Origin of the sequence: Scytonema sp. PRP1 (assembly GCF_036697665.2) — a bacterium.
Lineage (GTDB): Bacteria > Cyanobacteriota > Cyanobacteriia > Cyanobacteriales > Nostocaceae > Kalymmatonema > Kalymmatonema gypsitolerans.
Window position 1 is genome coordinate 51906 of record NZ_JBAHYJ020000019.1, and the last position, 13273, is coordinate 65178.

The 13273-nt window shown below is 43.1% G+C and carries 12 protein-coding genes and 1 pseudogene; 6 read left to right on the forward strand and 7 right to left on the reverse strand.

Annotated features, from left to right (window positions below):
* Position 1: 1 nt before the first annotated feature.
* Together V5G28_RS03405 and V5G28_RS03410 are read right to left on the reverse strand one after the other, a co-directional pair.
* Positions 2-1249 (reverse strand): ABC transporter substrate-binding protein, encoded by a 1248-nt coding sequence (locus tag V5G28_RS03405; RefSeq protein ID WP_332990192.1) that lies wholly within the window; start codon positions 1247-1249, stop codon positions 2-4.
* 454 nt (positions 1250-1703) lie between these two features.
* Positions 1704-2354 (reverse strand): glutathione S-transferase family protein, encoded by a 651-nt coding sequence (locus V5G28_RS03410; RefSeq protein WP_332990194.1) that lies wholly within the window; start codon positions 2352-2354, stop codon positions 1704-1706.
* Positions 2355-2477: 123 nt separating this feature from the next.
* Between V5G28_RS03410 and rsmG the strand changes: the two genes are divergently transcribed.
* Positions 2478-3260: a 16S rRNA (guanine(527)-N(7))-methyltransferase RsmG gene (gene rsmG / locus V5G28_RS03415; RefSeq protein ID WP_332990196.1), complete on the forward strand. Its 783-nt coding sequence runs from the start codon at positions 2478-2480 to the stop codon at positions 3258-3260.
* Between the two features lie 103 nt (positions 3261-3363).
* On the opposite strand, the gene V5G28_RS03420 is transcribed toward rsmG, so the two are convergent.
* Together V5G28_RS03420 and V5G28_RS03425 are read right to left on the reverse strand one after the other, a co-directional pair.
* Positions 3364-4107 carry a superoxide dismutase gene (locus tag V5G28_RS03420; RefSeq protein ID WP_332990198.1) on the reverse strand — a complete coding sequence of 248 codons (744 nt, stop codon included), beginning with the start codon at positions 4105-4107 and terminating at the stop codon, positions 3364-3366.
* Positions 4108-4496: 389 nt separating this feature from the next.
* Entirely contained in the window at positions 4497-5678 is a 1182-nt protein-coding gene (locus V5G28_RS03425; RefSeq protein WP_332990210.1) for an aldo/keto reductase, read from the reverse strand.
* Positions 5679-6142: 464 nt separating this feature from the next.
* Between V5G28_RS03425 and V5G28_RS03430 the strand changes: the two genes are divergently transcribed.
* Positions 6143-6382 (forward strand): hypothetical protein, encoded by a 240-nt coding sequence (locus tag V5G28_RS03430; RefSeq protein WP_096561176.1) that lies wholly within the window; start codon positions 6143-6145, stop codon positions 6380-6382.
* 114 nt (positions 6383-6496) lie between these two features.
* Here the strand turns inward: V5G28_RS03430 and rpiA are convergent, their stop codons facing one another.
* The 3 genes from rpiA to V5G28_RS03445 form a co-directional block, all read right to left on the reverse strand.
* The gene (rpiA, locus tag V5G28_RS03435) at positions 6497-7207 is read right to left on the reverse strand and encodes a ribose-5-phosphate isomerase RpiA (protein WP_073632320.1); all 711 of its coding nucleotides are present in this window, start codon (positions 7205-7207) and stop codon (positions 6497-6499) included.
* A 275-nt stretch (positions 7208-7482) separates the two neighbouring features.
* Positions 7483-7635, reverse strand: coding sequence for a mechanosensitive ion channel domain-containing protein (locus tag V5G28_RS03440; RefSeq protein ID WP_332990203.1), 153 nt, complete (start codon positions 7633-7635; stop codon positions 7483-7485).
* A gap of 3 nt (positions 7636-7638) precedes the next feature.
* Entirely contained in the window at positions 7639-8010 is a 372-nt protein-coding gene (locus V5G28_RS03445) for a hypothetical protein (protein ID WP_332990205.1), read from the reverse strand.
* A 482-nt stretch (positions 8011-8492) separates the two neighbouring features.
* Here V5G28_RS03445 and V5G28_RS03450 point away from each other — a divergent pair, with 482 nt between their 5' ends.
* The 4 genes and pseudogenes from V5G28_RS03450 to V5G28_RS03465 form a co-directional block, all read left to right on the forward strand.
* Complete coding sequence (locus tag V5G28_RS03450) at positions 8493-9173, forward strand: S-layer homology domain-containing protein (protein ID WP_332990212.1); 681 nt, start codon at positions 8493-8495, stop codon at positions 9171-9173.
* Between the two features lie 508 nt (positions 9174-9681).
* Complete coding sequence (dxs, locus tag V5G28_RS03455; RefSeq protein ID WP_332990207.1) at positions 9682-11589, forward strand: 1-deoxy-D-xylulose-5-phosphate synthase; 1908 nt, start codon at positions 9682-9684, stop codon at positions 11587-11589.
* Between the two features lie 838 nt (positions 11590-12427).
* Positions 12428-12544 (forward strand): photosystem II reaction center protein I, encoded by a 117-nt coding sequence (locus V5G28_RS03460; RefSeq protein WP_073632326.1) that lies wholly within the window; start codon positions 12428-12430, stop codon positions 12542-12544.
* 213 nt (positions 12545-12757) lie between these two features.
* Positions 12758-13273 (forward strand): annotated as a pseudogene (locus V5G28_RS03465) (DUF3769 domain-containing protein); the annotation flags it as partial.

Below are 13273 nucleotides of genomic sequence, written 5' to 3' on the forward strand. Positions count from 1 at the left end.
GCTATTTTAAAAATACAAATTTGCCATTATTTCCGTCTTTATCCATTTGTATTTGGGAGACGTAAAAATCTTTTTGAACGATATCACCGACTGGCGTGAAAGAAATTTCACCCAGAGGAGTGTCGTACTTTCCTGCTAGTAATTCCTTATTTAATTCAGTACGCAGTTTATCAAGGGACATTGTACTAATTTTGGTCTTTTTATCCAAAGCTTTCAGAGCTTCTACATATACCTGTACTGCCGTAAAAGATTGAGCGCTGAATTGAGCAGGTTCTTTTTTGTATTGATTAACATAGGTTTTGTGAAATGTTGCGTTAATTTCTCCTGGATGTTCAGGGCTGTAAGCTTGAGCAATCAACACGCCATCACAAAGCGCTTTACATACTGAGAATAGATTTGGTGTGTTCAAGCCATTGCCACCTACAATGATGCCTTTATAACCCAGTTCCCGCAGTTGTCTAACTAAGTTACCTCCGTCCGCAGCCAAACCAGATATGATTACCAAATCGGGTTTTAAGTTAAGAGCATTGGTGGCTTGAGCTTGAAAGTCGGTGTCAGAGGTTTGGAACTTTTGAACTGTGACTACTTCTAGCCCTTGGTCTTTAACTGTTTTCTGAAAGATTTCTGTTTCTGATTTGTTAAAGGCATCATTTTGTGCATAAAAAACGGCTACTTTTTTAATATTAGGATTCTGCTTAAGCGCAGCTTTTACTGAATTAGGAGCGACGATAGAAACGGGTGCAGATATACGCGCAACATAATCACCTATTTCCGGAATTCCTTTTGCCGTAGTTGATGCTCCAAGCACTGGAACTTTAGCACGGTCTGCAATCGGAGCGGCACTAAAAGCTTGCTGTGATAAAGTAGGACCAACAATACCAACAACTTTATCTTTATTAATTAAAGTTTGAAAAGCATTAATTGCTCCGGCTTCATCTCCGCCAGTATCTTGCATAACTAATCGAATTGGAGTGCCATTGATGCCACCTTTATCATTAAAATACTTCTCCGCCATTCTGGCTCCAACAAATCCCTCTTGACCAAGTAATGCCACGTTGCTGGTTTGCGCCAAGGCAATACCAATAGGAATAGCACCAGATGTACTTGTTGTCGCAGCAGCGTTGGTTGCAGAATTTGGGGTGGCGTTAGTTGCAGTGTTTGTACTACTGTTAGTGCCGCCGCCGCAGGCTGTTAGCAGCATAGCGCAAGTCGTGAATATTGCAGTTGTAATAGCAGCAGGTTGTTTCATAGTCGAGGAATAAAGTCGTGAGTACTTTTGCTAAAGTTAGTATTAGTCTTGACAAAAAGTAAAGTATATAAGACTGTTTATAGTTCAAGACTGTTTCTGTGCGATCGCCCTTTGGGCGGCTCCCTCTAGGAGCATCGCTATACTCATTAAGAGTACTTTGACAAGAATTGTATTAAATCATTTTTATTTGATCATGCAAAGTCAAAGCTTCCAAGTCGTTTTCATAGAACTTCTTGGTTGAAACAAACTTTACAGATAGTTTGCCATTTTCAGGCTTTTAGCTCAAGCCAAAAAAAAGCGGCAAACAGACAAAGTATTGTTTCAATAAAATATAGTTCTAGATTCTTCTGGGATGGGCAGGACAGCCCGTCCTATATCGGGGCGGGCGCGAGCGTTAAGCGCGAAATCGCTATAAATGCTTAATTTTTGCAGCCTTCTGCTAGACTGTGGATGCCTACGCCATTCTTGCCGCCATGCGAGACTTAAACACTTCAATAACCTGCGGTGTAGCCTCAGTCGTTTGCCACGCTGGACGTGCTATTAGGCGATGGCACCAAGCACTCAATTTTGGATAATCGCTCAAGGACACACCTCCTCTCGGCAACCAAGGTACTACAGTACCAGCCACAACCTCAGCTAAAGTTAAGCTTTGACTGCCAAAGTAAGGGCGTTCATCTAATAAATTCTCAAAAAACTTCAGTACCGTTGACGCTTTCTGCTTTGCCTGTTCGATTTTTTCTGGATTTCCTCCACCTAAACCTAACATCACCGGAAACAGTGGAGCAATGGCAGGCAACAACTCATTCACACTTACCAGTTGCACCATTCGGGCGATCGCCAAATCCTTGGCATCAGTTGGCAACATCGCAGGCTTGGGGTACTTCTTCTCTAAATAATCTAAAATTGCCAAAGACTCTACTATATTAAAACCGTCGTCTACCAAAACTGGAATGTGGTGAAAGGGGTTGAGTGCCAGAAATTCTGGTTGAAACTGTTCGCCATCGAGTTTCACCTCCACCAATTCAAACTCAAGTTCTTTCTCCAACAGAGTAATCCAGACACGGCGAGAATTTGGAGAAATCGGCTCGTGATACAGCTTTAACATGGGAATAACTTACAGTTTTATAAATAGGGTAAGCATTGTCAGTCTATACCCTATACTCCATAGAATTGCTCTCACAATAAAGAAAGAAAACTTGCGATACAATCCAAAGCGATTTGTGTGACTGTGAACAACTTGAAATCGCCTTCTTTGCCTGAAATGCCGGATATTTGGCAGCAAACTCTTCATTGGACTCCCACTGTCCAACAGCAGGTGCAATTCCAACAGCTTTACGAATTCATCCTAGAAGGTAATCGCCAGTTTAACCTAACTCGCATTACCGACCCCCAAGAGTTTTGGGAAAAACATCTTTGGGATTCTCTAAGAGGAATTGCCCCTCTGTTGAGAGATAAGGAAGCAGGGGTAGGCAACACTTTTGTATCTCCCTCATCTTCCCCCACTTCCCTATCTTTTATAGATATCGGCACGGGCGCAGGTTTCCCAGGAATTCCAGTCGCAATTACTGTAGCTAATTCTACTGTTACTCTGCTTGATTCTACCCAGAAAAAAATGACATTTGTTGAAAAACTCAGCGCTGCCCTTGACCTGAGCAATGTTAAAACTCTCACTGGCAGATCTGAAGAAGTCGGTCAGCAACCTCAGCACCGACAAACTTATGATGTTGCCCTCATTCGCGCTGTTGGGACAGCCTCTGTCTGTGCAGAATATGCCCTACCATTGCTTAAGCAAGGTGGTTTAGCCGTAATCTACCGGGGCAATTGGACACAAGAAGAAACAAAAGCTTTGGAAAATGCCGTTAATCAGTTGGGTGGGGTAGTTGAATCAATTGAAAAATTTACAACTCCCTTAACTGATAGCATCCGTCACTGCCTTTACTTGCGTAAAGTAGCAACCACACCAGTTCAGTTTCCCCGTCCTGTTGGTGTACCCACCCAAAAGCCGCTTTAGGAGCGATAAGCGTTTAGGAGCGAGATTAGGGAGATGGCAGAGATAAGGGAGATATTGTCTGCCCCTACTTCCCCATCTCCCCCCTACTTTCCTACTCCCCTTGTCACGCCGCTTTACTTGCTGCTGCAAACCGCCTATTAATCTCATCCCAGTTCAAGACATTCCACCAAGCATCCAAGTAGTCAGCGCGGCGGTTCTGGTACTTGAGGTAATATGCGTGTTCCCACACGTCATTGCCCATAATTGGGTAGTTACCTTCAATCAAGGGACTGTCCTGATTGGCTGTACTTGTCACCGCAAGCTTGCCATCTTTGGTGCGGACTAGCCAAGCCCAACCACTGCCAAAACGACTTGCACCAGCTTCGTTAAACTGCTTTTTGAATGCAGCAAAATTGCCGAAGTTTTGATTAATGGCGGATGCGATCGCCCCTGTTGGTTCTCCACCACCCTTCGGCTTCATAATTCTCCAAAACATCGAGTGGTTCACGTGTCCACCACCGTTATTGCGTACTGTTCTACGAATATCTTCTGGTACGCTGTTGAGGTTACGCAGCAGTTGTTCAACAGTTCTGCTTTTGAGTTCTGGATGTTTATCTAATGCTGCATTTAAGTTTTTTACATAAGTCGCATGGTGTTTATCGTGATGAAACCGCATTGTTCCAGCATCGATGTGTGGTTCCAGCGCCTCGTAGGGATAAGGCAACGGTGGTAGTTCAATAGCAGCTGTTTTACCTGGACTTGGTTTGTTTTGGCTTGGCGCATTCTGTGCCAGGGCACAAGCATCTAAGGTAAAAGCACCTGCACTAGCTCCGAGTAACAATAAGAAATGACGACGATTAATAGCCATAATAGTGATTGCAGCCTAATAATTCTAATTTCAGTTGTTATTTTCTGAAATTTAGACCAATTGTTTATCGATTTTTGATTTTAACCATAGATGGACACAGACAAGTGTAAATTATTTATAAATACTTTTTTATAGTATTAAGATTTCTACGTATGGTTGCTAGATAAAACGGAAAAAGACACAGCACGCCCAAGTTGTCTGCCTAATTTTTTGAAAATATTCCTGGAAGTGTTTGGTTTCAAATGTTGCAAAGTGTAGATTCAACAAGAAGCTCAATATAATATAAGCTTTCGGTTGACGAAAAGTTTTTTGAGTTATTGCGTCAAAAAATTATGAATGATTAAAAAAGCTTCATCATTCATAATTGATAATTCACAATTCACACAACACTAACTTTGCGACAAGCGCTGCACCACTTCACCTGCCAACATGTGATGTGCTTCTGTAAGGAGGTGAGGAATTCTTTCAGCATGAGGACTGCGGCTGAGACATTGCCGTAAATCTAGTTTATCTACCTTGTCAGCTTTGTTACCAGGAAACCAATGACCAGCATTGCCAAGCATGTTGTAACGCATTTTGGCGTACTCTAACAGATCGTAGGCGATCGCCAAATTCCTCAACCATAAAATCGCTCGAATATTGATTTGATCTGGAGTTTCCTCAATAGTTGGTAAATTCAGCTGCCAAGTTTTCACCCAGTCTTCCCCTAAGGTAGCAATAGCTTCTTCCTCTAGCCGTGCCAAAATTGGTGGCAAAATTTCGGATGTATTATCCAGCAAATCTAAAGTTTTCAGGTGTTCGTCAAAATCTTGGGGTTTTGCAGCCCCTACACTTAAGGTATGTACCTGAGAGTGACTTAGACAAAACAAATCATTAAACACCATTGGACTCAAAGGAGTGCAAAGATTCACTAATTTTTGTGGTGGTTTATACAACATTCCCCCTTTGTCGGATGGGCTAATAATAAATACGCCCATATCTTGACGATTTGCTGCTTCAATTGCAGCCCAATTGACTTGATTTATGTAGTACCAATGCAAATTGACGTAATCAAATTGGTTAGTATCAATAGTTTGGATAATGATATCTGTTGGTCCATGCGTGGAAAAACCGATAAAGCTGACTTTTCCTTGTGCCTGAAGTTTTTTTGCTACTTCTAAACAGCCACCAGGACGGATACTGTAGTTTAATAACTCAGCATTGTTGATGCCATGTATTCCTAGCAAGTCAACATAATCTAGCCGCAGATTTCGCAGTGACTTTTCAAAGTCACGCTGAAATGCTTTTGCATCTGCCATCGGACTGACTTTAGTTTGAACAATTAACTGTTCACGGGGGAATGTTGGCAAAATTCTCCCCAACTGCATTTCGGAACTCCCATAACCACGGGCAGTTTCAATGTGATTAATTCCTAATTCGACTGCGCGTCGAATAGTTGCTTCTAGATTTTGCTGGTTATCACGGGGTATTTGCCATTGCGGGACATCCTTCCATTTATGCTGGTATCTCATGCCACCGCAGGAAAACACTGGCATTTTTAATTCTGTGCGTCCAAATCGTCTGTATAACATCATTGGATTTTGGATCTCTCCCCAATCTAAAATCTGAAATCAACAGCCCCCAATGCCTTCTTGGGATAGCAAATACTATATAAGTAACAAAAAATTACATTCAGATTCAAAGAATGGCTAGCGTCACGCTAATATATTTGATGAAAATTAATTTTATCAGAGGTAGCAAATAAAGATAACAGTCAACCTCAATTAAAAACAGCCACCGCTACACTGACCTCAATGGGTGTGATCGAGGTTGCCCAAGCTGATTTGGGTGAAGACAGCATTCATGTAACGGTACTTTACCATCTTTACTTGTTACCAAACAAAGGAAAAAGCCTTTTTAAGCCTGAAAACTAGGAAAAATCTTTGTTTTAGCAAGCACACTCTAGATCAATCCGGAAAATCTGCTACTTATACGAAAAATAAAACGTTCCCATTGAAGACTTATTAGTGGAACGATAATGTCTTTGGAGGTATTGATGCCACACTATTTAAGCAGTCAGCCAACAACTCACTCTGTAAATACCCACTCCAAGGGTTCTACTGATGCCCATACCAATAATCTTATAGGGTTTTCTATTATTTCCTTTCCTGTTGTTCTGCTTTTAGGAATAATTACTTATAAAAAGTATCGAGTTGCTGTTTTCCGCAGACAAGTTGCTAACCTCGAGAAATTATGGTTGATAGATGTTAAAAATAATACTTATAGACAAGATTAAAGACAGAAGTTAACAGACTTGCTTTTGGTTTTTTCCACTTAGGCACCCAGAACAAGATTTAACACGGGCGTAAGGCATTGCCTCTCAGTATCCTTACGCCCTTACTTCAAATAACTACAATTCCCGGACTACAGGTTGACCATCTTTGACTTCGCCAACTAACACCACATCTGTACAGTTGACGAAAATACCGTTTTCCAAAACACCAGGAATATTATTTAGTGTTTTTTCTAGATTGACTGGGTCATCAATATTGTCAAATTTGACATCTATAACCATGTTGCCTTGGTCGGTGATTACTGGACCAGCTTTTTTCACGCCCATACGCAGTTCTGGTTTGCCACCAAGTTTTTCAATTGCCCGCGTTACAGGCGTGACTGCCATTGGTATCACTTCTACTGGAACGGCAAAAACAGAACCGAGTCGGTCAACTAATTTGGCACCATCGACGACTACAATGAATCGATTTGCTAGGTAATCTACAACTTTTTCGCGGGTATGTGCGGCACCACCACCTTTAATCAAATTCTTTTGTGGATCAACTTCATCCGCACCATCAATTGCAATATCAATGTGGTCAATAGCGTCTAGGGTAGTGAGTGGAATGCCGTACTGCTTAGCCAGCACTTCTGCTTGAAACGAAGTGGGGACACCAACGATATCTTTCAGTTCGCCCGACTTGAGGCGATCGCCTATAAACTGAATTGCGTACGCTGTTGTTGACCCTGTACCCAACCCGACAATAGAACCTGATTGTACCAAGGCGGCGGCGGCTTTGCCGACTTCTTGCTTGCTCAACTTTACGGGGTCTGCTGCTGCGGTCATTCCCAAAGCTCCTCAAAAACTTACTATAGAACATAGTAGTGGGCAGATGGCACCGCCTGAAACTAATAGCCCATTAATGTGAATCAATAGCTGACGGAAATTTGATTTTTGCAGTAGAAAGCCCTTGATTATGGTCAAGAAGTACTTTTGTTCTTCTTAATCGCCAATTCCAAGTATGGCGTGCGCACTCATTTTTCAAACTTCTTAATAATAGACTGCGCTACTTTCTGATGAGGAATAATGAATTTTCTCCCTTCATAATCCATAATTTTGACTCACCTCCAGCCAATCTTAAAAACTTCACCTACAACATTATCAATAGAGATGCGATCGCCTTCATCAAATGGACGAGCCAGCAAAATTATGATACCTGAAAAAATGTTGCTCAGTGTGTCTTGAAGTGCCAACCCAACAGCAACTGTTCCCACATTTCAAGAAATTAAAATCCCAGCAACATCTATTCCCCAAACAATTGCAAGAACAATTAAAAACCCAATAACAATCAAAGCTCCTCGGCACCATTGTACTGCAACTCTAGGAACGTGACCACGCCAAGAATTACGGCTTGCAGAAAGAAAAAGAATTTCATCAACTAATGATAACCCAGTGTTGAGAATTGCTATCCATAAGAAGGTATTAATTATTTTTAATATTAAAAAATACAAAGACCAGACTTTAGAAACTAAAATGCTCACAGACAGTAAAGGAATTAACCAGTTACAAAGAATCCTAAAAGTATCACTCAAACTTAAACCACGGGCTTCACACAAATCTTCAAGTTCAGCACTGACTACAGTTGCCATTGATCAACTACCAGGACTTACGCAAAATTTCTCTGAAAGCCTCTTTCCTTCGTGTCCTAGCCTACGGCACGCCGCTGCGCGTCTACGTGTCCTTTGTGGTTCGTTTTTCCGTTATTACTGCGTAAGTCCTAACTACGTCCAGTGCTTGATTCACCGCATCGGCTAAGGTGGAAACGGCGATAGAAGTTTGAGACATGATAATTTCTTTGAAAGAACACCTGTCATTGTATGCGGTGCGATAGATATTGATAACCGTAATGACCATAGGCGACAGCAGTAATTACCATAAGTAGCAACGCTGAACACTATGAGTGCAAATTAGCGATTAAATAACTATAACTGTCTAGGCAACATTACTAAACAGACATTCGTCACTATAAAGACATACACATTTCTGGATACAGCTAAATTAGAAATGGTGTTAACCTAAGTACCGCAGTTTTTTTTATGGATCACAGTAGCAGCTAAAAATGGTTGTAATCATGCGTCAGCTTCTAGGTAGTCTTTCATTGATAGCATTACTGCAATTTGTTCCCAACATAGTCCATGCCCAAGAAAAACCCAGTACTGAAAAACCATCCAATCCAATAGCAAAGGTCATTGCTGCTAAAGTGATGACGAACTACCCAGATGGAGAGTTTTATCCAGAACGTTTGCTGAGTCGGGCAGAATTAGCTTCTATTATGGTGAAGGCTTTTCAACTGGATAAACGACAGGCTGTCACCAAAGAAAATCTAAAAGTGACAGATGTCGCTGCTTCCAATCCAGCGTTTAAGGATATCCAGATAGTCTTAAAAACAGATATTATGAAAGGCTATCGTGGAAATCTGTTTTTCCCCAACCAACGAGTCACCAGGGCTGAAGCTTTGGCGATTTTTGCCCAAGCATATGGAGTGTTTCAGTTTCCAGACGAGACTGTCAATGAAATTCTTGCCTCATATCCAGATGCAGCCTCTATTCCTAGTTGGGCAAAAAAAGCGATCGCCACGGTAACGAGTGAGGAATTTGTGAATACAGATGCACAAGGCAATCTTTCCCCGCTACAACCGATGACTCGTGGGGATATGGCTGATGTGTTAAGTAAATATTTGCAAAGGCAACAGCCACAACCCGAAACCCCGGCAGTACCCGGTGGTAACAATAGTCCAGAAGCTTCTCAATAAGGCGGCACACACATTTTTTTTAAGAACGGCATTTGCCCTTGGCGGCAAACAGAAGTCACTTCTGGGAGAATTGCTATTTTTTTGACATTCTCCCCCTGCACCGGAAGCTCCCGAAGCTTGTCTAGTTAGTGGTATTATAGTCAAATTTACTAGTTTAATTTTTTAATATACTTTGAGTAGTTACGTAAAACTTCGTACATACAATCCAGAATTTTATTCTTACCATTGCTCTGTCCCTGCTTCAATGTATGTAAATAAATGCTAATTAGTATGAAGCACAGCTTGATCGGTTTTATGAAAACTGGAAAAATTCGGTAGCTTTATAACTAAATTAACGGCGTTTTAGCCAACGTCCGTGAAAGAAAAACCGCCTAAAAAGCTAAATTTTGGTGACAAAACAAGTCATTTTAGTGATCGATTTTTCCGATGCCGGATTTTTACACGTTTAGACCCAACCGAGCGTGGGAAAATCAAAAATACTAAAAACTAGAGAGGAAAACCCTACAATATGCACTTGAGTGAAATCACCCATCCTAACCAGTTGCACGGTTTATCGATTCGACAACTGCAACAGATTGCCCGTCAGATTCGAGACAAACATCTTCAAACTGTAGCAGCCACCGGGGGACACCTGGGACCAGGGTTGGGTGTTGTAGAGTTAACATTAGGGCTTTACCAAACGCTGGATTTGGATCGCGATAAAGTCATTTGGGATGTCGGACACCAAGCATATCCTCACAAACTGATTACAGGGCGCTACAGTAGCTTTGATACTTTGCGGCAAAAAGATGGAATTGCTGGTTATCTTAAGCGCGGTGAAAGCAAGTTTGACCACTTTGGGGCAGGACATGCTTCCACCAGTATCTCTGCGGCATTGGGTATGGCTTTAGCGCGGGATCTCAAAGGCGAAAAATTTAAAGTTGCTGCCATCATCGGTGATGGTGCGCTGACTGGCGGTATGGCACTAGAAGCCATCAACCATGCTGGACATATGCCTAAGACTAACCTGCTGGTTGTCCTCAACGACAATGAGATGTCTATATCTCCCAACGTGGGCGCAATTGGACGCTACCTAAACAAAATGCGCCTCAGCCCTCCAATGCAGTTTCTCACCGATAATTTTGAGGAACAATTCAAGCAAATTCCTTTCGTAGGTGAATCTTTTTCTCCGGAACTGGGACGCATCAAAGAAGGGATGAAGCGCTTAGCTGTTCCGAAAGTGGGCGCAGTGTTTGAAGAACTCGGCTTTACCTACATCGGACCTGTGGACGGGCATAATTTAGAGGAATTGATTGCCACCTTCGGGCAAGCACATCAAATACCGGGACCAGTTTTGGTACACGTGGCAACCGTCAAGGGCAAAGGTTATGACATTGCTGAACAAGACAAAGTTGGCTACCACGCCCAATCTCCTTTTAACCTGACAACTGGCAAAGCCGTCCCCTCGAGCAAACCCAAACCCCCCGCCTACTCGAAAGTGTTTGCCCATACCTTGGTCAAACTCGCGGAACAAAACCCTAAAATTGTTGGGATTACTGCCGCGATGGCAACGGGGACAGGGTTAGATAAATTGCAAGCAAAGCTACCCGATCAATATATTGATGTAGGGATTGCCGAACAACACGCCGTCACTCTTGCTGCAGGACTAGCATCTGAAGGTATGCGCCCGGTTGTCGCTATTTACTCCACCTTCTTGCAACGCGCCTACGACCAAATCATTCACGATGTCTGTATCCAAAACCTGCCAGTGTTCTTCTGTCTCGACAGGGCGGGAATCGTTGGTGCTGATGGTCCGACTCACCAAGGAATGTACGACATTGCCTATCTGCGTTGCATCCCCAACATGGTACTGATGGCACCCAAAGATGAAGCAGAACTGCAACGGATGGTAGTCACTGGCGTCAACCATACCACAGGAGCGATCGCCATGCGCTTCCCTCGCGGTAACGGCTACGGCGTCCCCTTAATGGAAGAAGGCTGGGAACCCTTAGAAATCGGCAAAGCGGAAATTCTCCGCAACGGCGATGATGTGTTGATGCTAGGCTATGGTGCAATGGTAAATTCAGCAATGCAAGCTGCTGAAATTCTCTCAGAACATGGCATTGAAGCCACTGTGATTAATGCCCGTTTTGCCAAGCCTCTAGATAGCGAATTAATTTTCCCATTAGCTAAGAAAATTAAGCGCGTTGTCACCTTGGAAGAAGGTTGTGTCATGGGGGGCTTTGGTTCAGCAGTTGCAGAAGCGCTGTTAGATGCTGATATCGTTGTTCCTATCAAACGCATTGGTGTGCCAGATGTTTTAGTGGAACATGCCGAACCTAATCAATCTAAAGCAGAAATCAGTTTAACAAGTCCCCAAATAGCTCAAAAGGTGTTGCAAGCTTTCTTTCAACAAGAACTTTCTGCTGTGGGCTAAATTTCCAGTCAAATGGCACGCGCATGAATTCCAAAATGACATAGAACCAGGTGAGCGATCAACCCAGCACACCCTGTTCTTTTTTGGGTTTTCGCGTGGTCACACCAATTTAATCTGATTTTATAGGTTCACGCCTATTCATAAACCCGGTTTCTTGATGAGTTACCGGGTTTCTTACACGAAATTGCAATTTCTTGGCATCAGAACTGGGAAACATCTGCCTTCAGTCAACGTCTAACATTAACTAGAGACATTAACGAGTTGACAACTTAAAATTAAGGAGCATTTAAAACAGTGAACAGTGAACACTGACCAGTGACGCTTTCTCGGGCTGGTAGGGGATTTAAAAGAGCCCTCCGGGTATCTCCTGAGCCCTTCGGGCACGGCTTGAGGCCGAACGGAGACGCTGAGCGCAAAGCGCACGCTCCGCGAACGCGAACGCCACTTGCTCTACTTGGGGAAACCCCAAGACCGCAGTGGCTCACCACCAACGCTTATGCCTACGGCACGTCTCTTGACGAACGGTGCACAGGAGTGTGGTGTTTCCCCTTTCGGATGAAACTGATAACTGATAACTGATAACTGATAACTGGTAACTGTTAAAGGTCAGATAACCTACAAAGGACACTCAATTGCGGTAACGATTCTTTGCCAATACCTGCATTCCAAAGCGAACAACTCTGAATTACCCTGTGATCAGTCGCTTTTTGGACAGATCGTACCGGACATCTACTATCAGTGTTCTCCAAAAAGAGAACAAGATTTGGGTAAGATAAAGGAGCTATCTTTTCTGCGTCGCAGACACTGAAAGCTTCTCATACCCACAGGAGATATCTAAATGCTGACTTTAAAAATCGTTGTTTATATAGTTGTTGCCTTCTTCGTCGGTCTCTTTTTCTTTGGATTTTTGTCGGGCGACCCTGCTCGTAACCCTGGTCGTCGGGATCTCGAGTAAAAGCGCGACAAATTATCCGTGACTGCCGGAAGGCGGAATACATTATACGCCTAGAGACACTTGGCTCTAGGGAAACCTGTTCTTTGCGAATGTCCTCCTCCGGGGTGGCTTGCCTAAATCTCATCTAGGCAGAAGGCAAAAGCTGGGAGGCATAATGTGTTATGTCCTTCCGGCTATTTATTGGCTATTTGTTAGCTTGATTCGTGCTAGAGTATGCTTCATCCAGTTCTGCCGCCCGAACCGCCTCCGATTCTCGAATCTTTACAATCTGCAAATCCCACCCCAGTCCTGAAGGCTGACACTAAGACACTGGGGAACAAAGAGAAGTCTGAGGTACAACGGGAAACGCCTCTCCAAACTGCTGGGCAAAAGCCTACTGATAGTGATTTATTAGTTGCTAAGACATTAGCCGCACCCAGTAAACCGGAAAGTTTGCCACCTGAATTTTCTCCCATCACCGCTTCTAAAAGTGCCGCTTCACTAGGTGATCAGCTTTCAGTTGGTTATCCTCTACAGGAACTCAAAGGCTTTAGTCCCTATGATGGTGGCAGTAGAAATGCCGCAGATGAAACATTCCCTACTGGAGAGAAAATTGCTCAAACAGTTACCATTGAGAACTTATCTCAGAAGGACAAGCAAAGAGTCGTTGAAACAACCCAGACACCAACTCCGGCTAACACCTCAACTGAAAAATCACCAAGTGATCAACCAGTACAAATAGAATTCAAA

Bases quoted from the DNA above. Each gene is read 5' to 3' on its own strand.
- V5G28_RS03425 (WP_332990210.1), bottom strand. From the start codon at position 5,678: ATGTTATACAGACGATTTGGACGCACAGAATTAAAAATGCCAGTGTTT.
- V5G28_RS03430 (WP_096561176.1), top strand. From the start codon at position 6,143: ATGCCACACTATTTAAGCAGTCAGCCAACAACTCACTCTGTAAATACC.
- dxs (WP_332990207.1), top strand. From the start codon at position 9,682: ATGCACTTGAGTGAAATCACCCATCCTAACCAGTTGCACGGTTTATCG.
- V5G28_RS03410 (WP_332990194.1), bottom strand. From the start codon at position 2,354: ATGTTAAAGCTGTATCACGAGCCGATTTCTCCAAATTCTCGCCGTGTC.
- V5G28_RS03460 (WP_073632326.1), top strand. From the start codon at position 12,428: ATGCTGACTTTAAAAATCGTTGTTTATATAGTTGTTGCCTTCTTCGTC.
- V5G28_RS03405 (WP_332990192.1), bottom strand. From the start codon at position 1,249: ATGAAACAACCTGCTGCTATTACAACTGCAATATTCACGACTTGCGCT.
- rpiA (WP_073632320.1), bottom strand. From the start codon at position 7,207: ATGACCGCAGCAGCAGACCCCGTAAAGTTGAGCAAGCAAGAAGTCGGC.
- V5G28_RS03445 (WP_332990205.1), bottom strand. From the start codon at position 8,010: ATGGCAACTGTAGTCAGTGCTGAACTTGAAGATTTGTGTGAAGCCCGT.
- V5G28_RS03450 (WP_332990212.1), top strand. From the start codon at position 8,493: ATGCGTCAGCTTCTAGGTAGTCTTTCATTGATAGCATTACTGCAATTT.
- V5G28_RS03420 (WP_332990198.1), bottom strand. From the start codon at position 4,107: ATGGCTATTAATCGTCGTCATTTCTTATTGTTACTCGGAGCTAGTGCA.